Origin of the sequence: Pseudomonas sp. PH1b (genome assembly GCF_000633395.1) — a bacterium.
Lineage (GTDB): Bacteria > Pseudomonadota > Gammaproteobacteria > Pseudomonadales > Pseudomonadaceae > Aquipseudomonas.
Genome location: NZ_AYMU01000025.1, coordinates 1 through 19009, shown reverse-complemented (window position 1 = coordinate 19009; position 19009 = coordinate 1). Strand labels below are relative to the sequence as shown.

The following is a 19009-nucleotide window of genomic DNA, read 5'->3' as shown; positions in this document are numbered from 1 at the left end:
AGGGGCGGGGGAGGCTGGCTCGGCTACTTGAGCAGGTCGATGACGTGGTTTTTCTTGTCTTTCTTGGCTTGCAGGTAGTGGGTGTTGTGCCGGGTGAGGAAGACCCCGGTGGGGATGATGGTGTCTACCGCAATGCCGTTGTCCTTGAGGGACTGGACCTTGTCCGGGTTGTTGGTGATCAGGCGGCAGGTATGCACGTTGACCGCTTTGAGCATCTTGGCGGCCATGGAGAAGTCCCGGCCGTCCTCGGGGAAGTTCAAGTGGCTGTTGGCTTCGAAGGTGTCCATGCCGCCGTCTTGCAGGCGATAGGCATCCAGCTTGGCGTACAGGCCGATTCCGCGCCCTTCCTGGCGCAGGTAGATCAGGTAGCCGCCTTCTTCCTGCATGCGGGAAATCGACTCGCTGAGCTGTGGCCCGCAATCGCACCGCTGGGACTGGAAGACATCCCCGGTCAGGCATTCGGAGTGAATGCGTACCAGGGGACTGCGGTCATTGACCGGTCCCAGTTTGATCAAGATGTGTTCCTGCGCAGCATCCAGGCCGCTGAAGCTGTAGAAGATGCCCGGAATGGTCGAGTCATTCAGCGGTATGTTGACCTGGTTTCTGACACTGAGGCTGTTCATGGATATCCCTTCCGTTCTCTGATGTCGAACGTGTAATTGTTTGGCAGTAAAAGTGAAGTTGCGCGTTAGAGGCTCTCGGCGAGCCGGAAGCCCATGACGTAGATCTCCCTTGGGTATTTGCCGTGTCTACGGCAGTTGCGAGCCAGATCGCGAAAGCGCGTGAAGCTGCCGCCGCGGGCTATTCGGTGAGTGCCGACCACGGTCACCAGATCGTCGGTGACGGCTTTGCCACCGGGGTAGGGGGCGTAGTCGTCAGCAACGTACTCCTCGACGTTGCCGGCCATGTCCATGCAGCCGAAGGGGGAGGCGCCTTCCGGCAGGGCCCCCACCGGGGTAGTGGTGAACAGGCCCATTTCCGCGGTGTTGGCGTGCAGCGGCAAGAAGCGCTCACCCCAGGGGAACTCGAGGTTTTCATGGCCGGCGGCGGCAAACTCCCACTCCGCTTCCGTGGGCAGGCGGAATGCCCGGCCGGTGCGCTCGGACAGCCAGCGGGCATAGGCGTCGGCGTCCTCGGCGCTCAGGCCATAGACCGGGTGGTTGGCGCGCTCGCTGGGGAACTGGCCAAACTGCCAGTTGCCCGGGATCGCCGGATGCTGTGAGTCTTCAAGAAAGGCCCGGTATTCCAGGTTGGTCACCGGGTACTTGCCGATGCCATAGGGCTGCAGCTCGACCGCGTGGCGGGGCGCTTCCTTTTCAATCCAGCTGCGATCCAGTCCCAGGCCCTGCATGGCCTGCATCACCTTGGGGATCGCCGACTCCTCCAGACCGATCTCGACGCGACCGCCCTCGATGGTGATCATCGGCGGGTTGAGCACATCCAGGCGCGGGTCCATGGTCTGCGCCAGGAGGCGGGCCGAGGCCAGCCGCCAGGGCAGGGGCGAGTCAGGGTTTTCCACCCCCAGGGCCAGCTGTTCGGCTGATTTGTCCGACAGCTGTCGCCAGACGGCCAGTGGCAGTGAAAGCTCGGCGCCTGGCTGGAAATGTTCCGCAAGGCCCATCAATTGCCTGTCGGTCATTTCCGCTGTCAGGGGGCCGTCGAACACTGGCCAGTGAGCAAAACCCTTGGAATTCATAGTACTTCTTGTCCTGCATCTGATTGAGGTGGAGTGGGCGAGAGCGCATGTCGCTCAGAGGGTGCAGATCAGCCCGGTTTGCAGGCAGTTGCGTTCGAAGTCGTCCCAGTAGCCTTGAGGATGCTTGGCGCGGTTGGCCACGGAGATGATCGGCTTTTGCCATTGGAGCTTGGAGAAGCCGGCCTTGAGGATGGCGTGCTCGTAGGTGTCGCGGCTCCAGCGATGGAAGGTGAAGGCGCTCGGCGGTTGGGTGACGAATTCGGCGTTGTGCCGGTAGCCGCCGGCGTGGGGCTGTTCATCGAGCACGTGGACACCGTACTTGGTGAAGTTGCCGCGCTGCAGCTGGAAGCCCGGGTCCACGGTGTAGGCAATCAGCTTGCCGCCGGGCACCATGTTCCTGGCCACCACCTTGAACATGGCTTCCAGCTCTTGTGGCGATTGCGCGTAGTTGAACAGCCAGGCCGCGGTGACACGGTCGAAGTTCCCCAGCACGCCCATGTCGCAGACGTTGGCGACGTGGTACTCGATGGTTTCCCCGTTGCGGGCCGACTCCTTGCGGGCCAACTCGATCATTGACGAGGAGATGTCCACCCCCACCACTTTGCTGGCGCCCTGGTGATACAGCTCACGGCCGAAGTAACCGAAGCCGCAGGCCAGGTCGAGGACGGACTTGCCCTTGATGTCCCCGACCATGTGGAAGAAGGTCTCGGTCTCTACCGAGCGTTGCGAAGCGGTGTCGGTAAAGTCTTCAAAGCGTTCACCGATGGAATCATAAGTTGCAGTTTGGCTGGTCATTGTTCACCTATCTGGTCGGCTGGATGTTCTTGATTTTCCGAAGCGGAAATAAGTGGGCAGATTATTTCTGAGGAGTGTCGGGTGTTGTGTTGTTACTGGTTATCCGCGAGTGGTGATGACGAATCCGCTGATGACCACTAATACGCCAATCAGTTTTTGTGTACTTATTGTTTGGCGTGGAAGTCCTACCAGACCGAAATAGTCGATGAGCAACGAAATGATCAGTTGTCCGACAATAACCGTCATGATGAAGTTGAGGGCCCCGAGACGTGGCGCCATCAGCAGGGCGACGGTGATGTAGAACACCCCGGCGATCCCGCCCATCCAGATCCACCAGGGGCCGTCCTGTGCCGCAGCAAAGTTTGGGCGTGGAACTTTTATAAAAAGGATAACAATAGTAAGTGCAAGGAGGCTGACAAGTAGTGAAACTCCGGTGGCCCATAAGGGATGGCCCAGTAAGTTTCCAAGTCTGGAGTTTGTTCCTGCTTGAAGTGGAACTGCAAAGCCGGCCAGGAGACTTAATAAGATTGATATTAGAAATGCCATGTTGTTGAGTTTCCTTTTTTGTGGATTTGTACTTTCATTAGTTTATTGGCGCCAATTCTTTGTTCTAATGAACGGTATTCGTGCCACTGATTGTCTGACTGGGGAGGGGCCTGGCGAACGGGTCGCAGCCGTGGAGACAGGGGCTTTGCGCGCTGCCGTCCAGGCGAGCGAGGATGCGTAAAGCTGACTTGCAGGTTTACAATCGCTGCACCTGATCAGGAGTAATGCCGTGCTGACTCATCTCGATTCCCAAGGTCGCGCCAATATGGTCGACGTCACCGACAAGGCCGTGACGTTCCGCGAGGCGGCGGCTGAAGCGCGGGTGCGCATGCTTGCGTCAACCCTGCAGATGATCGTCAGTGGCGGCCATCCCAAGGGCGATGTGTTCGCTGTGGCACGGATTGCCGGGATCCAGGCCGCGAAGAAGACCAGTGACCTGATTCCGCTGTGCCATCCGCTGATGCTCACCAGCGTCAAGGTCGAGCTCAGTGCCGAGGGCGAGGACTGCGTGCGCATCGTGGCGCGCTGCAAGCTGTCCGGGCAGACCGGGGTGGAAATGGAGGCACTGACCGCCGCCAGCGTTGCCGCGCTGACGATCTATGACATGTGCAAGGCCGTGGACCGGGGCATGGTCATCGAGGGCGTGCGGGTGCTGGAGAAGCTAGGCGGCAAGAGCGGCCATTACCAGGTGTCCGAAGCATGAAGATCCAGGTGAAATTCTTTGCCCGCTATCGCGAGGCACTGGGGCTCGACGGGCTGGAGATCGAAGGGGCGTTCGCCTGTGTCGATGATGTGCGTCAGGCGCTGTTGTCCCGCGAAGACGCGGCAGTGCTGGCTGAGCAGAACCTGATGTGTGCCCGCAACGAAGAGTTGTGCCAGCTGGATGAACCGCTGCTGGACGGTGACGAAGTGGCGTTCTTTCCCACCGTGACCGGAGGTTGAGATGGCGATTCGTGTGCAGCCTGCAGCCTTTGACCCCGGTGCCGAAGTCAACGCCATGCACGCGGCGAATGCCGGTGTGGGGGCGGTGGTGAGCTTCGTCGGCTACGTGCGCGACTTCAACGATGGGCAGGAGGTGCGGGGAATGTTCCTTGAGCATTACCCGGGCATGACCGAGAAGGCCCTGGCGAAGATTGCCGTGGAGGCCGAGCAGCGCTGGCCCTTGCTCAAGCTGGAAGTGCTGCACCGTATTGGAGCCCTGGAACCCGGCGAGCCGATCGTCTTCGTCGCGGCGGCCAGCGCTCATCGTCAGGCGGCGTTCGATGCCTGTGCCTTTGTCATGGATTATCTCAAGACTCGGGCGCCATTCTGGAAGAAGGAGCAGACCGCCGAGGGCCCGCGCTGGGTCGAGGGGCGCGCCAGCGACCATGCCGCGGCCGATCGCTGGACGCCTTGAGCGTTGCTGCCCGGCGCTCCGGCAGCGCAGGCCAGGCAGGCAAAAAAAACGCAGCCCGAGGGCTGCGTTTTTGATCGTGCGGGGACCTCAGGCTTACGGGCGTTTGCGCTCCACGGGGCGCAGTAGCTCGACCGGAGGCATCTCGCAGCTGATCTTGCGCCCCAGCAGGGCCTCGATCGATGGCAACTGGTAGGAGTCGTCCTCGCCGGCAAAGCTGATGGACACGCCATCGGCACCGGCCCGACCGGTACGACCGATGCGGTGCACGTAGTCGTCCGGGACTTCCGGCAGGGTGAAATTGATCACGTGGCTGATGCCGTCGATGTGAATCCCGCGGCCGGCCACGTCGGTGGCCACCAGGACTCGGATCTTGCCTTCGCGAAAGCCTTCCAGGGTCTTGATCCGCTTGTGCTGCGGTACGTCGCCGGACAACTGGGCGGCGTTCACGCCATCGCGTACCAGGCGTTCCTCGATGCGCCGCACTTCATCCTTGCGGTTGGCGAAGACCATCACCCGCTCCCAGCCATTGTCGTTGACCAGGTTGTACAACAGCTTGTACTTGTCGGCGCCGGCCACTGCATAGATGTGCTGTTCGACGTTGGCGTTGGCCACGTTCTCGGCTTCGATCTCGACGATCGCAGGTTCCGTGGTCCACTGCTTGGCCAGGTTCATCACGTCGTCGGTGAAGGTCGCGGAGAACAGCAGGGTCTGGCGCTCGCTCTTGGGCGGGGTCTGGCGAATGATCTGTCGCACCTGGGGGATGAAGCCCATGTCGAGCATCCGGTCGGCTTCGTCCAGCACCATCACCTCGACCATGTCCAGGTGCACGTCGCCGCGCTGGTTGAAGTCCAGCAGACGGCCCGGGGTAGCGACCAGGATGTCGCAATGGCGGGCTTCGAGGTGCTTGAGCTGCTTGTCGAAATCCATGCCACCGACGAAGGTCATCACGTTGAGGCCGGTGTACTTGGTCAGCGCCGCGGCGTCCTTGGCGATTTGCACCACCAGCTCTCGAGTCGGGGCGATGATCAGTGCCCGCGGTTCACCCATGTAGCGCTCTTTGGGTGGAGGGGTCTGCAGCAGCTGAGTGATGATCGAGACCAGGAAGGCGGCGGTCTTGCCGGTGCCGGTCTGGGCCCGGCCGATGGCGTCCTTGCCCGCCAGGGTGTAGCCCAGCACCTGGGCCTGGATCGGCGTGCAATAAGGAAAGCCCAGGTCCTGGATGGCGTGCATCAGTTCCGGTGCGAGTTTGAAGTCGTGGAAACGGGTCTTGCCTTCCTGGGGTTCAACCACGAAATCTTCGAGTTTCCAGGTACTCACCGGCGGTTTCGGAGCACGTGGACGGCGCGGCTGTTCAGCCTTGGGTTGCTCGGCCTTGGGCTTTTCCTGGCGCGGTGCTCTGGGAGCGGAAGGGGCGGCCGGTGTGTTCACCTGTTCTTTTTTAGCTGCGGTAGCGGGTGCGCTCCGTTCCGGCTGACGGCCGTCATTGCGGCTGCTGGAACTGGGGGAAGGGGCACTGGGGCTAGGCGCGAGCGGCTCAGCCTCGCTTTTACCGAAGATTTTCTTGAGTGCTTTGAGCACGGTCATCTCATCAATTGGTTAAGGAATGTACGCCGGCCAGTGTAATGCAAGAAACGGGCGCGGCGTAGTCTGTTGCTCGTGGGGCGGGTGCACGGCGGATTTTCTAGCGCAAACGCTCGCCCAGCCAGGTGCCGATGTCGCGGATTTCCTCGGGTAACACCTCGTGTTCCATTGGGTATTCCTGCCATGTCACGGTGACACCATGCTGCTTGAGGTACTCATACGCCGTGCGGCCCATGGCGTTCTGCACCACTTCGTCGTACTGGCCGTGCAGCGACAGCACCGGAATGCGTTGCTGGCTGGCGGAAAGTTGCAGTTCATCGCTGAAGGTCGGGGCGTAGGTGGACAGGGCAAGTACGCCACCCAGTGGACCCTGCCATTTGAGGAAGGCGGTGTGCAGTACCACGGCGCCGCCCTGGGAAAAACCGGCGAGGAAAATTCGCGATGCGTCTATTCCGCTGGCGCGTTGTTCTTCGATCAGTCTGATCACCTCGTCAGAGGATTCTTCCAGCTGTTCACGGCTGATGGCGCGCGCCGGGTTCATGGCCAGAATGTCGTACCAGCTGGGCATGGCATATCCGCCATTGATGGTCACCGCGCGAGTCGGCGCCTGAGGCAGCACGAAACGCGTGCTCAAGAGTGTTTCTTGCAGCATCTCGGCTACCGGCAGGAAGTCGTAACGGTCCGCTCCCAGGCCATGAAGCCAGATCACACAGGCGTCTGCGGGCTTGCTGGGCTGAAGAATCAAGGGCTCGGTCATGGCTGCTCCATTTATGTGCGTGCGCGCCCATTGTGTGCATGGTTGAAGGGCGCGCCCGGTTGATCGGTGAAGAAGATGTCGCACGGTTGAACGTTTTGCTATTGACCACTGGCTGAAACGCTTAAGTCGAGACTGTGGTACGGGCTTTGCTATGGCTCAGCAAGAGGAGTCGAAGTGAGAGCGCTCTTTGCCGCCGGTAACACTAACAGGCTACCGCGAGCGATGGGATAGCAAGCTCCTCTGATGGACGTTCGCCAATGGCCGCTACGAGCTTTGCGAACTGCAAGGGGCAACCGCCCGTTCGGCCGATTGGTGAGCAGTAGGTCACCCTTTATGTGGATTTCTCCTACTAGACTCATAGCGAAGGTCTTACGCCGCTTGACCCTATAAAAAAGCCTACACGGGTCAATAGCGCCTCATAAGGGTGCGGCAGGACTCAAGCTCCGACACAACAAGAGCAAAATTGGAGGTTTGAATGAAGATGTTGAAATCCACCCTGGCCGTTGTCACCGCGGCCGCGGTTCTGGGTATGAGTGGGTTCGCACAGGCGGGTGCGACCCTGGATGCAGTGCAGAAGAAAGGTTTCGTACAGTGCGGCGTCAGTGACGGTTTGCCGGGTTTCTCGGTACCGGACGCCACCGGCAAGATCCTCGGCATCGATGCCGACGTCTGCCGTGCAGTGGCCGCTGCAGTATTCGGCGACGCGACCAAGGTCAAGTTCAGCCAGTTGAATGCCAAGGAGCGCTTCACCGCGCTGCAATCCGGCGAGATCGACGTGCTGTCGCGCAACACCACCTGGACCAGCTCCCGCGATGCCGGCATGGGCCTGATGTTTGCGGGCGTCACCTATTACGACGGCATCGGTTTTTTGGTGAACAACAAGCTGGGCGTGAAAAGTGCCAAGGAACTGGACGGTGCGACCATCTGCATTCAGGCCGGTACGACTACCGAGCTGAACGTGTCGGACTACTTCCGTGGTAATGGCCTGAAATACACCCCGATCACCTTCGATACCTCCGATGAAAGTGCAAAGTCGCTGGAGTCCGGTCGTTGCGATGTGCTGACTTCCGACAAGTCCCAACTCTATGCACAACGCAGCAAGCTGGCCTCTCCGAGCGACTACGTCGTACTGCCGGAAACCATCTCCAAGGAGCCTCTGGGCCCGGTGGTGCGCAAGGGCGATGAAGAGTGGTTCAGCATCGTCAAGTGGACCCTGTTCGCCATGCTCAACGCCGAAGAGGCGGGCGTCACTTCGAAGAACGTCGAAGCCGAAGCCAAGTCCACCAAGAACCCTGATGTTGCACGTCTGCTGGGCGCGGACGGTGAATACGGCAAAGACCTGAAACTGCCGAAGGACTGGGTAGTACAGATCGTCAAGCAAGTAGGTAACTACGGTGAAGTGTTCGAGAAAAACCTCGGCAAGAGCACGCCACTGGCCATCGACCGCGGCCTGAACGCGCTGTGGAACAACGGCGGCATCCAATACGCACCACCTGTGCGCTGATGGTTCTATCACCCGGCGGGCCAACCGCCGGGTGATGTTCTGTTCCATTATTCCTGGGGCACTTCATGCAAAATACAATCGGCGCACCCAAGCAGAGGCTTAGCCTCAGCGATCCCCGTGTGCGCGCCTGGTTATTCCAGATCATCACCCTGGTGGCGGTGGTTTCGCTGGGCTGGTTTCTGTTCGACAACACCCAAACCAATCTCCAGCACCGGGGTATTACCTCGGGTTTCGACTTTCTTGAGCGCAGCGCCGGTTTCGGCATCGCTCAACACCTGATTGCCTACACCGAAGCGGACAGTTATGCCCGGGTCTTCGTCATCGGCCTGCTCAACACTTTGCTTGTGACCTTTATCGGGGTGATCCTGGCGACCTTGCTGGGGTTCATCATCGGGGTGGCGCGGCTGTCGCCGAACTGGATCATCAGCAAGCTGGCCACGGTGTATGTGGAGGTGTTCCGCAACATCCCGCCACTGCTGCAGATCCTGTTCTGGTACTTCGCGGTGTTCCTGACCATGCCGGGGCCGCGTAACAGTCACAACTTCGGCGATACCTTCTTCGTCAGCAGTCGTGGCCTGAACATGCCGGCGGCGCAGATGGCGCCGGGGTTCTGGGCCTTCGTCGCGAGTGTGGCGCTGGCCATCGTCGCCATCGTGCTGATGTGCCGCTGGGCCAACAAGCGCTTTGAAGCCACCGGCGTGCCGTTCCACAAGTTCTGGACCGGCCTGGCATTGCTGCTGGTGATTCCGGCGCTGTGCACGCTGGCCTTCGGCTCGCCGGTGCATTGGGAGTTGCCGAAGCTGCAAGGCTTCAACTTCGTCGGCGGCTGGGTGCTGATTCCTGAACTCCTGGCCCTGACCCTGGCCCTGACCGTCTACACCGCGGCGTTCATCGCCGAGATCGTGCGTTCGGGGATCAAGTCGGTGAGTCACGGCCAGACCGAGGCGGCCCGCTCCCTGGGGCTGCGCAACGGTCCGACTCTGCGCAAGGTGATCATCCCCCAGGCCCTGCGGGTAATCATTCCGCCGTTGACCAGCCAGTACCTGAACCTGGCGAAGAACTCGTCCCTGGCGGCCGGTATCGGCTACCCGGAAATGGTCTCGCTGTTCGCCGGCACGGTGCTCAACCAGACCGGCCAGGCGATCGAGGTCATTGCCATCACCATGAGCGTGTACCTGGCGATCAGCATCAGCATTTCCCTGCTGATGAACTGGTACAACAAGCGCATTGCGCTGATCGAGCGGTGAGGAAGCGCCCATGACGACTCATACTTTCAAGCCCGATATGCCGCCGCCCAGCAGCAGTATCGGCGTCCTGGCGTGGATACGCGCCAACCTGTTCTCCAACTGGCTCAACACCCTGTTGACCCTGTTCGCCTTCTACCTGATCTACCTGGTGGTGCCGCCGCTCCTGCATTGGGCGATCCTCGACGCCAACTGGGTCGGCAGCAGCCGTGCCGACTGCACCAAGGACGGTGCCTGCTGGGTGTTCATCCAGCAGCGTTTCGGCCAGTTCATGTATGGCTACTACCCGGTGGAACTGCGCTGGCGGGTGGACCTGACCGTGTGGCTGGCGGTGATCGGCGTGGCGCCCTTGTTCATCTCGCGCTTTGCCCGCAAGGCGATCTACGGCCTGTGTTTCCTGGTGTGGTACCCGGTGGTGGCCTACACCCTGCTGCACGGTGGCTACCTGGGCCTGAGCACCATCGCCACCAGCCAGTGGGGCGGGCTGATGCTGACCCTGGTGATCGCCACCGTGGGCATCGCCGGAGCCTTGCCTCTGGGCATCCTGCTGGCATTGGGGCGGCGTTCCAACCTGCCGGCGATTCGTGTGGTCTGCGTGACCTTCATCGAGTTCTGGCGCGGCGTGCCGCTGATCACGGTGCTGTTCATGTCGTCGGTGATGCTGCCGTTGTTCCTGCCCGAAGGCATGAACTTCGACAAGCTGCTGCGGGCGCTGATCGGGGTGATCCTGTTCCAGTCGGCCTATGTGGCCGAGGTGGTGCGCGGCGGCCTGCAAGCCATTCCCAAGGGCCAGTACGAAGCCGCCGCGGCCATGGGCCTGGGTTACTGGCGGGCCATGGGCCTGGTGATTTTGCCCCAAGCCCTGAAGCTGGTGATTCCCGGCATCGTCAATACCTTCATCGCCCTGTTCAAGGACACCAGCCTGGTGATCATCATCGGCCTGTTCGACCTGCTCAACAGCGTCAAGCAAGCCGCCGCCGACCCCAAATGGCTGGGCATGGCCACCGAAGGCTATGTCTTCGCGGCCCTGGTGTTCTGGATTTTCTGTTTTGGTATGTCCCGCTACTCCATGCACCTGGAGCGTAAGTTGGACACAGGCCACAAGCGTTAGGAGTACCTCCATGAGTGAAGCGAACAAAAAGCCTGTGGGCCCTGAAGGCATTATTCAGATGCAGGGTGTGAACAAGTGGTACGGCCAGTTCCACGTGTTGAAGGACATCAACCTCAACGTTCGCCAGGGCGAGCGCATTGTCCTGTGCGGGCCTTCGGGTTCGGGCAAGTCGACCACCATCCGCTGCCTCAACCGCCTGGAAGAACACCAGCAGGGGCGCATCGTGGTGGACGGCGTGGAACTGACCAACGACCTCAAGCAGATCGAGGCCATCCGCCGGGAAGTGGGCATGGTGTTCCAGCACTTCAACCTGTTCCCGCACCTGACCATCCTGCAGAACTGCACCCTGGCGCCGATGTGGGTGCGCAAGATGCCCAAGCGCAAGGCCGAGGAAATCGCCATGCATTACCTGGAGCGGGTGCGGATTCCCGAGCAGGCCAACAAGTACCCGGGCCAGCTCTCCGGTGGCCAGCAGCAGCGGGTGGCGATTGCCCGGGCACTGTGCATGAAGCCCAAGATCATGCTGTTCGACGAACCCACCTCGGCCCTGGACCCGGAAATGGTCAAGGAGGTGCTGGACACCATGATCGGCCTGGCCGAAGACGGCATGACCATGCTCTGCGTGACCCACGAAATGGGCTTTGCCCGCACCGTGGCCAACCGGGTGATCTTCATGGACAAGGGCGAGATCGTCGAGCAGGCGGCACCCAACGACTTCTTCGACAACCCGCAGAATGATCGCACCAAGCTGTTCCTGAGCCAGATCCTGCATTGATCCTGCTGCAGGGCCCGCGCTGAAGATAAACCCGGACTGGCTCCGGGTTTATTTTTGCCCGGCGTTCAACTGCCGGCCGCGCCTAGCTGTTGTGCGGATTGGGCGCCGGAGGCCGAGGGCGCCAGCTGTGGTTCGCTGAGGTCCAGTACGTCCTTCATCAACTGCGGGTGGCGGTCCAGCAGACGCATCAGCATGTACAAGGGCTGGGGGGCACTGACTTCGCCACGCTCATAGCGGGAAAAGGCATTGTGTCCACCGCCCGACAGCAGCCTGACCGCTTCTTTCTGGGAGAGCTGCAGCTTGCGGCGGATGCGTTTCATGTCTGCGGCGACGATCTGCCGGTAATCCTCCAGCAATTGATCGCCCGCGGCGGCGTAGCGTTCTGCGCTGGCGGCGTCGAATTCGATCTCACCGCATGCCTGGCATTGCCAACCGGCCAGGCCATGGAGGTGACGCAACAGGTGCCGGTAGTCGATGAGCTCGCTGCGCTGCTCGAACGCCAGCATGCCGGTCGGGGCGCCGCAGCTGTAGCACTGTTGTCGTTGCATGTCTCTGCCTCCTTGAAGGAGATCACGGGAGGCCCTATGCCGGGGCGATGGGTGATCCTGATGTAGAGCGTCCGGTTGTCGATGCCGGTGTAATACACGTCCTGCCACAGCCGGTGATCGCAATAGGTGGTCATCGATTTGTAGAACATGCTGCCCTGGAGTCCGGCTATCACTCGTTGCATGGCGGCCAAGGACAATCCGAGTTCTTTGCCGCAGAGCAACGCGCTTCGCGTGAAGGCTTGTGCCCCCTGCCGAACCACCTGCGCATTGATCAGCGAGAGGTCGTGATGAGGTGTTTTCTTTTCCATGAAGCACCTTTAATGTCTGATTGAAATTACCCTTAAAGGGTTTTTTGTCAAGGCCTGTTTGACATGGCGAAAGTGCCTCCTCCAGCCTAAAACGTTGAACTCTCGGAAAAGCCTGAATACCATGTCGGGCAATTCGTCCGATGATTGGATGAAAGAGTGAGTTCAATGAGCGAAATTTCCCCCCTGATCAAACGTTCCCTGGTTGACCAGGCCCTGGAACAGCTGCGCTTGCGCATCACCAATGGCGCCTGGAGCGTTGGCCAGCGCCTGCCTACCGAACCGGAACTGGCCAGTGAGCTGGGCATCAGCCGCAATACCGTGCGCGAAGCCATGCGGGTGCTGGCGTTCTCCGGGCTGATCGAAATCCGCCAGGGCGACGGCAGCTACCTGCGGGCCGTGGCCGATCCCCTGGACATGCTCCAGGCCCTGTCCCAATGCTCCCTGGAGCAGGCCCGGGAAACCCGGCAGATCCTTGAAGTGGAGGCGGTGGGCCTTGCGGCCCTGCGTCGTACCGACGAGGACCTGCGCGCCCTGAACGAAGCCTTGCAGGCCAGCGACGGGCATTTTCATGGTGATCTGGAAAGCTACATCGCCTGCGACCTGGTGTTTCATCAGGGCCTGGTGGATGCCGCGCACAATCCGACCCTCAGTCAGCTGTACCGCTATTTCTCCAGTGTGGTGGGCGCCCAGTTGCGCCAGACCTTGATGGTCACGCCGCGCCGCCAGGACGTCTTCGATCTTCACCAGCACCTGCTGGATGCCATCGAGCAGGGCGACCCCGAGCGGGCCAAGAACCTTTCCCGCCAGCTGATCAACGAATCCTGAACCCGAGACCTTTATGCCCAACCACCAGGCCCCCCCGAACACCCTGTCGCCTCCAGAGTTGCTGATCGACGCCGAGGCCGATGACGAAGAGGTGCAGCAGGCACCGCCTCCCTTGCACCGGCCCTGGCTGTTGCTGCTGGGCCTGATCCTGGTGGCACTGAACCTGCGACCGGCGCTGTCGAGCATGGCGCCGCTGCTCAGTGATGTATCGCAGAACCTCGGCCTGTCGGCGGCCAAGGCGGGCCTGCTGACCACTTTGCCGGTGCTGTGCCTGGGCTTGTTTGCACCAATGGCGCCCTTGCTGGCGCGGCGTTTTGGCGCCGAACGAGTGGTGCTGGGGATCTTGCTGACCCTGGCGGCGGGGATTGTGCTGCGCAGCTCGTTCGGCGAGTTCGGGGTGTTCGCCGGGAGCATCCTGGCGGGCGCCAGTATCGGCGTGATCGGCGTACTGTTGCCGGGCATCGTCAAGCGCGACTTCGCCCGGCACGCGGGCACCATGACCGGGGTCTACACCATGGCCCTGTGCCTGGGGGCGGCCATGGCGGCCGGTGCCACCGTGCCCTTGAGCCATCACTTCGACGATAGCTGGGCCATGGGATTGGGCTTCTGGGTGGTGCCGGCACTGGTGGCGGTGCTGTTCTGGCTGCCGCAAGTGCGGCAGAAGCACGGTGCCCACCATGTGGCATTCCGGGTGCGGGGCTTGCTGCGTGATCGTCTGGCCTGGCAAGTGACCTTGTACATGGGCATGCAATCTTCCCTGGCCTACATCGTGTTTGGCTGGCTGCCGTCGATCCTCATCGGTCGTGGGCTGACCCCGACCCAGGCCGGGCTGGTGCTGTCCGGTTCTGTGATCGTGCAGTTGGCCAGTTCGCTGGCGGCCCCCTGGCTGGCGACCCGAGGCAAGGACCAGCGCCTGGCCATTGTGATCGTGATGCTGATGACCCTGGGCGGCCTGTTCGGCTGCCTGTATGCGCCGCTCGAAGGGCTGTGGGGCTGGGCGATCCTGCTGGGCCTGGGGCAGGGCGGCACCTTCAGCCTGGCCCTGACCCTGATCGTGCTGCGTTCCCGGGACTCCCATGTGGCGGCCAACCTGTCGAGCATGGCCCAGGGCATCGGCTACACCCTGGCCTCCATGGGGCCGTTCGCGGTGGGCCTGGTGCACGACTGGACCGGCGGTTGGAACGCCGTCGGCTGGATCTTCGCCGTGCTGGGCAGCGGCGCGATCATCGCCGGGCTCGGTGCCGGTCGCGCGCTGCATGTGCAGGTACAAAGCGAGAGAATCTGATGAGGCTCACTGGCGGTATTTGCCTGGCAAATGCCGATAGTGTTCTGCAGGGTTGCGGATTATTGTGCAGGCATTCCCTTGCCCCTGCGGAGCCTACCCATGAGTGATGCCCATCGCGCCCTGATCACCGAGTTCTACCAGGCCTTCCAGCGCCTGGACGCCGAGGCCATGAGCGCCTGCTACACCGAGGATGTGCGGTTCAGTGATCCGGCCTTTGGCGAGTTGCGTGGCCGTGATGCCGGTGACATGTGGCGCATGCTTACCACCCGGGCCAAGGACTTCTCCCTGAGCTTCGACCAGGTACGCGCTGACGAGCGTTCCGGTGGCGCGCACTGGGTTGCCACTTACCTGTTCAGCCAGACCGGCAACACCGTGGTCAACGATATCCAGGCACGCTTCGTGTTTCGCGACGGCAAGATCTGCGAGCACCACGATCATTTCGACATGTGGCGCTGGGCCCGCCAGGCCCTGGGCACCAAGGGCCTGTTGCTGGGCTGGACGCCCCTGCTGAAAAACGCGGTTCGCGCCCAGGCGCGCAAGGGGCTCAAGGCCTTCCAGAGCGGTCGCTGAAAGTCATCCTCTGTTAAGATCGCGGCTTGTTTCCACATGCCTCGATTTCTTTTGTGACCAGCCCTCTTTCAACTCCCGGTGCCGAAGCGGTGCTACCTGCAACTGACCCCAAACCCTGGTTTGTGTATCTGGTGCGGGCGGCCAATGGCGCCCTGTACTGCGGTATCAGCGACGACCCGGTGAAACGCTTCGCCAAGCACCAGAGCGGCAAGGGCGCACGTTTCTTTCTCTCCAGCCCGGCGGTGGCCCTGGTCTATACCGAGGCCTGCCGCGACAAGGGCGAGGCCCTGCGCCAGGAGCGCTTGATCAAGAAGCTCAGGAAGAGCGCCAAGGAGTGCCTGGTGGCGGCGGCCAGCGCCGCGGCATCAATCTGACTGATAGGTTCTCATCAGCTGGATCTGTAGGCCGCCGGTTGATTGCAGGCTAAGCTCAGGCCTCTTCCTACTTCGGCGGGCCGCAGCATGTCAGAGTTGATTCTTCACCATTACCCCACCTCACCTTTTGCCGAAAAAGCCCGCTTGCTACTGGGTTTCAAGGGCCTGTCCTGGCGCTCGGTGAAGATTTCCCCGGTGATGCCCAAGCCCGACCTGACCGCCCTGACCGGTGGTTATCGCAAGACCCCGGTGTTGCAGATTGGCGCGGATATCTATTGCGATACGGCCTTGATCGCGCGGCGCCTGGAGCAGGAAAAAGCCTCGCCTGCGCTGTTTCCCGAAGGCCAGGAAATGATCAGTGCGACCTTCGCCGCCTGGGTCGATTCGGTGGTGTTCCAGCACGCGGTAACCCTGGTGTTCCAGCCTGAGTCCGCCGCCGTGCGCTTTGGCAAGCTACCGCCGGAGGCGGTCAAGGCGTTCATGGCCGATCGTGCCGGGCTGTTCAGTGGCGGCAGCGCCAGCCGGCTGCCTCTGGAGGTGGCCAAGCATCAATGGCCGGTCCTCATGGCGCGCCTGGAGCAGCAGTTGCAGCGCGAGCCCGGGGACTTTCTGTTTGGCGAGCCGTCGATTGCCGACATCGCCCTGGCTCACCCTTTATGGTTCCTCAAGGGCACGCCGGTGACCGCGCCGCTGGTGGACGAGTACCCGGCGGTTGCTGCCTGGCTGGCGCGGGTTCTGGGTTTTGGTCATGGCTCCTTCACCGAGATGAGTGCCGAAGAGGCCCTGGAGGTGGCGCGCAGCGCCAGCCCGGCGGCGTTGCCGGATGAGCAGTTTGTCGACCCCAACGGCTTCAAGGCGGGCCAGCAGGTGGTGATTGCTGCCACCGATTATGGTGTCGATCCGGTGGCGGGCGAGTTGCTGTTCGCTGGCGCTGAAGAGTTGATCCTGCGCCGTGAAGACCCACGTGCCGGTGTGGTCCACGTGCACTTTCCACGGCTGGGTTTTCGCATCCAGGCCCAGTGATCCGCATCTGTAGGCGCTGGCTTGCCAGCGAAGGCGTCCTCAAGATCGATGCACGATCTGCAGGCCCTTGCGCCGGCACCGGCGCCTACCGCGGTTGCAGCGCAGCCATGATGGCATCGGGATCGTAGGTGCGAATCAGCGTGCCATTCACGTCCAGGATCGGAATCCCGGCTCCGCCCAGGGCGGTGTAGGCCTGGCGTGCCTGGCTGTCTTTCTCGATATCGAACTCCTTGAAAGGGATGCCCTTCTGATCGAGAAAGCGCCGGGTGGCCTTGCAGTAGCCGCACCAGTCGGTGGCGTAGAGCACCACCCGGGCCTGGCTACGGATCTCTTGGCTGACCACCGCCGACGGGTTGAACAGCCGTTCGATCTTGCCCCAGTTCTGATAGACCACCACCACCAGCAGGATCAGCAGGAATTTCTTCAATACCCCCTGGAGCATCAGTTGCGGCGCTTGAGCTGGTCGGTCAGCTGGGTCGGCAGGCCCTTGATGATCAAGGTCCCGGCTTCTTCGTCGTACTCGATCTTCGAACCCAGCAGGTGGGCCTCGAAGCTGATGGACAGGCCTTCGGCGCGACCGGTGAAGCGGCGGAACTGGTTGAGGGTGCGCTTGTCCGCGGGGATCTCCGGCGACAGGCCGTAGTCCTTGTTGCGGATGTGATCGTAGAACGCCTTGGGGCGGTCCTCGTCGATCAGTTCGGACAGCTCTTCCAGGCCCATGGGCTCGCCCAGCTTGGCCTGGCTGCTGGCATAGTCCACCAGGGTCTTGGTCTTTTCCCGGGCGGAGTCCTCCGGCAGGTCTTCGCTTTCGACGAAGTCGCTGAAAGCCTTGAGCAGGGTGCGAGTCTCGCCCGGACCGTCGACGCCTTCCTGGCAGCCGATGAAGTCGCGGAAATACTCCGAGACCTTCTTGCCGTTCTTGCCCTTGATAAAGGAGATGTACTGCTTGGACTGCTTGTTGTTCTGCCACTCGGAGATGTTGATCCGCGCCGCCAGGTGCAACTGGCCCAGGTCCAGGTGGCGGGACGGGGTCACGTCCAGTTGGTCGGTCACCGCCACGCCTTCGCTGTGGTGCAGCAGGGCGATGGCCAGGTAGTCGGTCATGCCCTGTTGGTAGTGGGCGAACAGCACGTGGCCACCGGTCGACAGGTTGGATTCCTCCATCAGATCCGGAGCCTTAATAACAGTTATATGTAATTTAATTTGCATAAATCAGTTAGTTACCTAATTTAACTTTTTTCACGTATTTATTACATTTGGAGTGAGTGACTGCCAATCTGCAGGCGTTTCCATACAGGATCCACACCGTCCTGACTGATAACGGTGTGGCGTTCACTGAGTAGCTCCAGTATCGTATTGGCGCAACCAATAGGTTCGGTGGACACATTTTTGATCGCGTCAGCCACGAGGATGGCATCAAACATCGACTGAGCAAGGCCTGCCACTCTTGGGCCAATAGCCAGGTCGAGCGTATGAACCGAACGATCAAAGACGCCACGATCAAGGCCTTGCACTATCCCGACTTCGCTACGCTGAAAGCGCATGCGCTGGCCTTCGTAATGGCCTACAACTCCGACAGACACCTTCTTAATGCATTGCGATGGCGCACTCCCTTCAAGGTGATCTGTGAGGCCCAGACGAAAGTCCAGAGCGATTCACTATCAATCCTCACCATTTCATTCCGTGACCGTACAAGTACTGGCTGCCTTTAGCGGCCAGCGGCCCTGGCGATTTCTGCGTTGGTGCCCAGACTCTTGGGCTGCCTTGCAGTCCTTTTGCGGCACAAGGCGCGATACCGCTTGCTAGATTTTTGTGTACAAAATAATGAATAGTGTTTTTTCAGAACTATCTGATTGCAAAGGAATACTTGAGCGAATGGAATCCACGGCGTGAACGGCACGGAGAAACTTTCATTTTTTCCGAGCGATGTTTCATTGACTCTGTGGTGATGGCTAAATAGCATTAGTCTTTTAGCTTCAGCAGTGCCTCGCCTCGAAGGATCGAACATGCAGTTTTTTGCCCTCGGCGCATGCCTGTGCCTGGCCACTGTGTTGAACCCGGCCATGGCCGTCCCGCTGAATAATCCTGGTGACCAGGACCTGATCCGCGACCGGCAGAACCGCCTGCTGCAAGAGCAGCAGCGCCGTCTCGAGGAACTTCAGGAACTGCCTGGCAAGAGCGCTGCGCCGGTGGCGCCAACGGCCACGACTGACAGCCGCTGTTTCCCGATAAAGGACATCGAGCTCAAGGGCGCCGACGCCCTGTCCGCTGCCGAGCTGCTCCAGCCCTACATCGGCCAGGGCCTGGGGGTGGCCCAGCTCAACCAATTGCTCAAGGTCATCACCGGCCGCCACCTCGAGAAGGGGCTGGTCACTAGCAACTCGATCGAATTCTTCGCCCGCGGCAGGAACCTGGCCGCCAGCGTGACCTTCGCCCATTCCCTCGAGCGGCCCGAAGCCCTGAGTGAACGGGAAGCGCCGATTTATTTCCGTCTGGATGTGTTCCTTTAACGCCGCTCTTTAACACGAGATACACGACATGGATGTTCGTCAGTTCGCCTTCCTGGCCCGCCAACCTTCTGCCACCCTGCAAGCGCGGGAGTCGTTTTGGGGGCTGCCCAAGCGGGGCCTGGCGTTCATCCTGGCCAACCTGATGTTCTGGCAGCCTGTGG

Annotated in this window: 20 protein-coding genes and 4 pseudogenes; 14 read left to right on the top strand and 10 right to left on the bottom strand. The window is 61.1% G+C overall.

The features are described 5' to 3' along the window. Positions 1 to 23: 23 nt before the first annotated feature. The 4 genes from ribA to U873_RS0129205 form a co-directional block, all read right to left on the bottom strand. Complete coding sequence (ribA, locus tag U873_RS0129220) at positions 24 to 623, bottom strand: GTP cyclohydrolase II (protein WP_025131617.1); 600 nt, start codon at positions 621 to 623, stop codon at positions 24 to 26. A 65-nt stretch (positions 624 to 688) separates the two neighbouring features. Next, on the bottom strand, positions 689 to 1696 hold the full coding sequence (locus U873_RS0129215; protein WP_025131616.1) for an SUMF1/EgtB/PvdO family nonheme iron enzyme: 1008 nt from the start codon (positions 1694 to 1696) through the stop codon (positions 689 to 691). Between the two features lie 54 nt (positions 1697 to 1750). After that, positions 1751 to 2491, bottom strand: coding sequence for a class I SAM-dependent methyltransferase (locus tag U873_RS0129210; RefSeq protein WP_025131615.1), 741 nt, complete (start codon positions 2489 to 2491; stop codon positions 1751 to 1753). 99 nt (positions 2492 to 2590) lie between these two features. Beyond that, positions 2591 to 3037 (bottom strand): DMT family transporter, encoded by a 447-nt coding sequence (locus U873_RS0129205; RefSeq protein ID WP_025131614.1) that lies wholly within the window; start codon positions 3035 to 3037, stop codon positions 2591 to 2593. 229 nt (positions 3038 to 3266) lie between these two features. Here U873_RS0129205 and moaC point away from each other — a divergent pair, with 229 nt between their 5' ends. From moaC to moaE, 3 genes are read left to right on the top strand one after another with little or no spacing between them, the layout of a single operon-like run. Next, a complete protein-coding gene (moaC, locus tag U873_RS0129200; RefSeq protein ID WP_025131613.1) occupies positions 3267 to 3740 on the top strand; it encodes a cyclic pyranopterin monophosphate synthase MoaC in 474 nt (157 codons plus the stop codon). Further along, entirely contained in the window at positions 3737 to 3979 is a 243-nt protein-coding gene (locus U873_RS0129195; protein ID WP_025131612.1) for a MoaD/ThiS family protein, read from the top strand. The genes moaC and U873_RS0129195 overlap by 4 nt, the downstream gene beginning before the upstream one ends. Position 3980: 1 nt before the next feature. Further along, on the top strand, positions 3981 to 4433 hold the full coding sequence (moaE, locus tag U873_RS0129190; protein ID WP_025131611.1) for a molybdopterin synthase catalytic subunit MoaE: 453 nt from the start codon (positions 3981 to 3983) through the stop codon (positions 4431 to 4433). A 93-nt stretch (positions 4434 to 4526) separates the two neighbouring features. On the opposite strand, the gene rhlB is transcribed toward moaE, so the two are convergent. Together rhlB and U873_RS0129180 are read right to left on the bottom strand one after the other, a co-directional pair. Further along, the gene (gene rhlB / locus U873_RS0129185) at positions 4527 to 6017 is read right to left on the bottom strand and encodes an ATP-dependent RNA helicase RhlB (RefSeq protein ID WP_025131610.1); all 1491 of its coding nucleotides are present in this window, start codon (positions 6015 to 6017) and stop codon (positions 4527 to 4529) included. A 97-nt stretch (positions 6018 to 6114) separates the two neighbouring features. Continuing rightward, positions 6115 to 6771, bottom strand: a complete 657-nt coding sequence (locus U873_RS0129180; RefSeq protein ID WP_025131609.1) for an alpha/beta hydrolase — start codon at positions 6769 to 6771, stop codon at positions 6115 to 6117. 475 nt (positions 6772 to 7246) lie between these two features. Between U873_RS0129180 and U873_RS0129175 the strand changes: the two genes are divergently transcribed. The 4 genes from U873_RS0129175 (at position 7247) to U873_RS0129160 (ending at position 11405) form a co-directional block, all read left to right on the top strand. After that, positions 7247 to 8275, top strand: coding sequence for an amino acid ABC transporter substrate-binding protein (locus U873_RS0129175; RefSeq protein WP_025131608.1), 1029 nt, complete (start codon positions 7247 to 7249; stop codon positions 8273 to 8275). A gap of 65 nt (positions 8276 to 8340) precedes the next feature. Beyond that, complete coding sequence (locus U873_RS0129170) at positions 8341 to 9522, top strand: amino acid ABC transporter permease (RefSeq protein ID WP_025131607.1); 1182 nt, start codon at positions 8341 to 8343, stop codon at positions 9520 to 9522. Positions 9523 to 9532: 10 nt separating this feature from the next. Further along, the gene (locus U873_RS0129165; RefSeq protein ID WP_025131606.1) at positions 9533 to 10630 is read left to right on the top strand and encodes an amino acid ABC transporter permease; all 1098 of its coding nucleotides are present in this window, start codon (positions 9533 to 9535) and stop codon (positions 10628 to 10630) included. A 10-nt stretch (positions 10631 to 10640) separates the two neighbouring features. Next, entirely contained in the window at positions 10641 to 11405 is a 765-nt protein-coding gene (locus tag U873_RS0129160; RefSeq protein ID WP_016965197.1) for an amino acid ABC transporter ATP-binding protein, read from the top strand. Positions 11406 to 11470: 65 nt separating this feature from the next. Here the strand turns inward: U873_RS0129160 and U873_RS0129155 are convergent, their stop codons facing one another. Both U873_RS0129155 and U873_RS35545 read right to left on the bottom strand, forming a co-directional pair. Continuing rightward, entirely contained in the window at positions 11471 to 11953 is a 483-nt protein-coding gene (locus U873_RS0129155) for a type II toxin-antitoxin system MqsA family antitoxin (RefSeq protein WP_025131605.1), read from the bottom strand. A 20-nt stretch (positions 11954 to 11973) separates the two neighbouring features. After that, positions 11974 to 12261: pseudogene (locus tag U873_RS35545) on the bottom strand (type II toxin-antitoxin system MqsR family toxin); the annotation flags it as partial. Between the two features lie 165 nt (positions 12262 to 12426). On the opposite strand from U873_RS35545, the gene U873_RS0129150 reads away from it, so the two are divergent. The 5 genes from U873_RS0129150 to U873_RS0129130 all read left to right on the top strand — a co-directional run bounded on the left by U873_RS0129150 (position 12427) and on the right by U873_RS0129130 (position 16338). Continuing rightward, a complete protein-coding gene (locus tag U873_RS0129150) occupies positions 12427 to 13086 on the top strand; it encodes a FadR/GntR family transcriptional regulator (protein WP_025131604.1) in 660 nt (219 codons plus the stop codon). A gap of 13 nt (positions 13087 to 13099) precedes the next feature. Then, a complete protein-coding gene (locus U873_RS0129145) occupies positions 13100 to 14371 on the top strand; it encodes a CynX/NimT family MFS transporter (protein WP_025131603.1) in 1272 nt (423 codons plus the stop codon). A gap of 99 nt (positions 14372 to 14470) precedes the next feature. Then, on the top strand, positions 14471 to 14941 hold the full coding sequence (locus tag U873_RS0129140) for a nuclear transport factor 2 family protein (RefSeq protein WP_025131602.1): 471 nt from the start codon (positions 14471 to 14473) through the stop codon (positions 14939 to 14941). Between the two features lie 53 nt (positions 14942 to 14994). Then, positions 14995 to 15315, top strand: coding sequence for a GIY-YIG nuclease family protein (locus U873_RS0129135; RefSeq protein ID WP_025131601.1), 321 nt, complete (start codon positions 14995 to 14997; stop codon positions 15313 to 15315). 87 nt (positions 15316 to 15402) lie between these two features. After that, positions 15403 to 16338, top strand: a complete 936-nt coding sequence (locus U873_RS0129130) for a glutathione S-transferase family protein (RefSeq protein WP_025131600.1) — start codon at positions 15403 to 15405, stop codon at positions 16336 to 16338. An 85-nt stretch (positions 16339 to 16423) separates the two neighbouring features. Here the strand turns inward: U873_RS0129130 and U873_RS0129125 are convergent, their stop codons facing one another. Beyond that, the gene (locus U873_RS0129125) at positions 16424 to 16780 is read right to left on the bottom strand and encodes a glutaredoxin family protein (RefSeq protein ID WP_025131599.1); all 357 of its coding nucleotides are present in this window, start codon (positions 16778 to 16780) and stop codon (positions 16424 to 16426) included. Further along, positions 16780 to 17505, bottom strand: a pseudogene (gene yejK, locus U873_RS0129120) (nucleoid-associated protein YejK); the annotation flags it as partial. The gene U873_RS0129125 and the pseudogene yejK, both read right to left, overlap by 1 nt. Positions 17506 to 17624: 119 nt before the next feature. Between yejK and U873_RS35540 the strand changes: the two are divergent. After that, positions 17625 to 18025: pseudogene (locus tag U873_RS35540) on the top strand (integrase core domain-containing protein); the annotation flags it as partial. A 319-nt stretch (positions 18026 to 18344) separates the two neighbouring features. Continuing rightward, positions 18345 to 18722: pseudogene (locus U873_RS0129110) on the top strand (POTRA domain-containing protein); the annotation flags it as partial. Positions 18723 to 19009 lie beyond the last annotated feature (287 nt).

Coding starts and splice junctions, on each gene's coding strand:
- moaE (WP_025131611.1), top strand. CDS start 3,981: ATGGCGATTCGTGTGCAGCCTGCAGCCTTTGACCCCGGTGCCGAAGTC.
- U873_RS0129155 (WP_025131605.1), bottom strand. CDS start 11,953: ATGCAACGACAACAGTGCTACAGCTGCGGCGCCCCGACCGGCATGCTG.
- U873_RS0129130 (WP_025131600.1), top strand. CDS start 15,403: ATGTCAGAGTTGATTCTTCACCATTACCCCACCTCACCTTTTGCCGAA.
- U873_RS0129215 (WP_025131616.1), bottom strand. CDS start 1,696: ATGAATTCCAAGGGTTTTGCTCACTGGCCAGTGTTCGACGGCCCCCTG.
- U873_RS0129195 (WP_025131612.1), top strand. CDS start 3,737: ATGAAGATCCAGGTGAAATTCTTTGCCCGCTATCGCGAGGCACTGGGG.
- U873_RS0129175 (WP_025131608.1), top strand. CDS start 7,247: ATGAAGATGTTGAAATCCACCCTGGCCGTTGTCACCGCGGCCGCGGTT.
- U873_RS0129210 (WP_025131615.1), bottom strand. CDS start 2,491: ATGACCAGCCAAACTGCAACTTATGATTCCATCGGTGAACGCTTTGAA.
- ribA (WP_025131617.1), bottom strand. CDS start 623: ATGAACAGCCTCAGTGTCAGAAACCAGGTCAACATACCGCTGAATGAC.
- U873_RS0129150 (WP_025131604.1), top strand. CDS start 12,427: ATGAGCGAAATTTCCCCCCTGATCAAACGTTCCCTGGTTGACCAGGCC.
- U873_RS0129180 (WP_025131609.1), bottom strand. CDS start 6,771: ATGACCGAGCCCTTGATTCTTCAGCCCAGCAAGCCCGCAGACGCCTGT.
- U873_RS0129165 (WP_025131606.1), top strand. CDS start 9,533: ATGACGACTCATACTTTCAAGCCCGATATGCCGCCGCCCAGCAGCAGT.
- U873_RS0129160 (WP_016965197.1), top strand. CDS start 10,641: ATGAGTGAAGCGAACAAAAAGCCTGTGGGCCCTGAAGGCATTATTCAG.
- U873_RS0129145 (WP_025131603.1), top strand. CDS start 13,100: ATGCCCAACCACCAGGCCCCCCCGAACACCCTGTCGCCTCCAGAGTTG.
- U873_RS0129125 (WP_025131599.1), bottom strand. CDS start 16,780: ATGCTCCAGGGGGTATTGAAGAAATTCCTGCTGATCCTGCTGGTGGTG.
- rhlB (WP_025131610.1), bottom strand. CDS start 6,017: ATGACCGTGCTCAAAGCACTCAAGAAAATCTTCGGTAAAAGCGAGGCT.
- U873_RS0129205 (WP_025131614.1), bottom strand. CDS start 3,037: ATGGCATTTCTAATATCAATCTTATTAAGTCTCCTGGCCGGCTTTGCA.
- U873_RS0129170 (WP_025131607.1), top strand. CDS start 8,341: ATGCAAAATACAATCGGCGCACCCAAGCAGAGGCTTAGCCTCAGCGAT.
- U873_RS0129140 (WP_025131602.1), top strand. CDS start 14,471: ATGAGTGATGCCCATCGCGCCCTGATCACCGAGTTCTACCAGGCCTTC.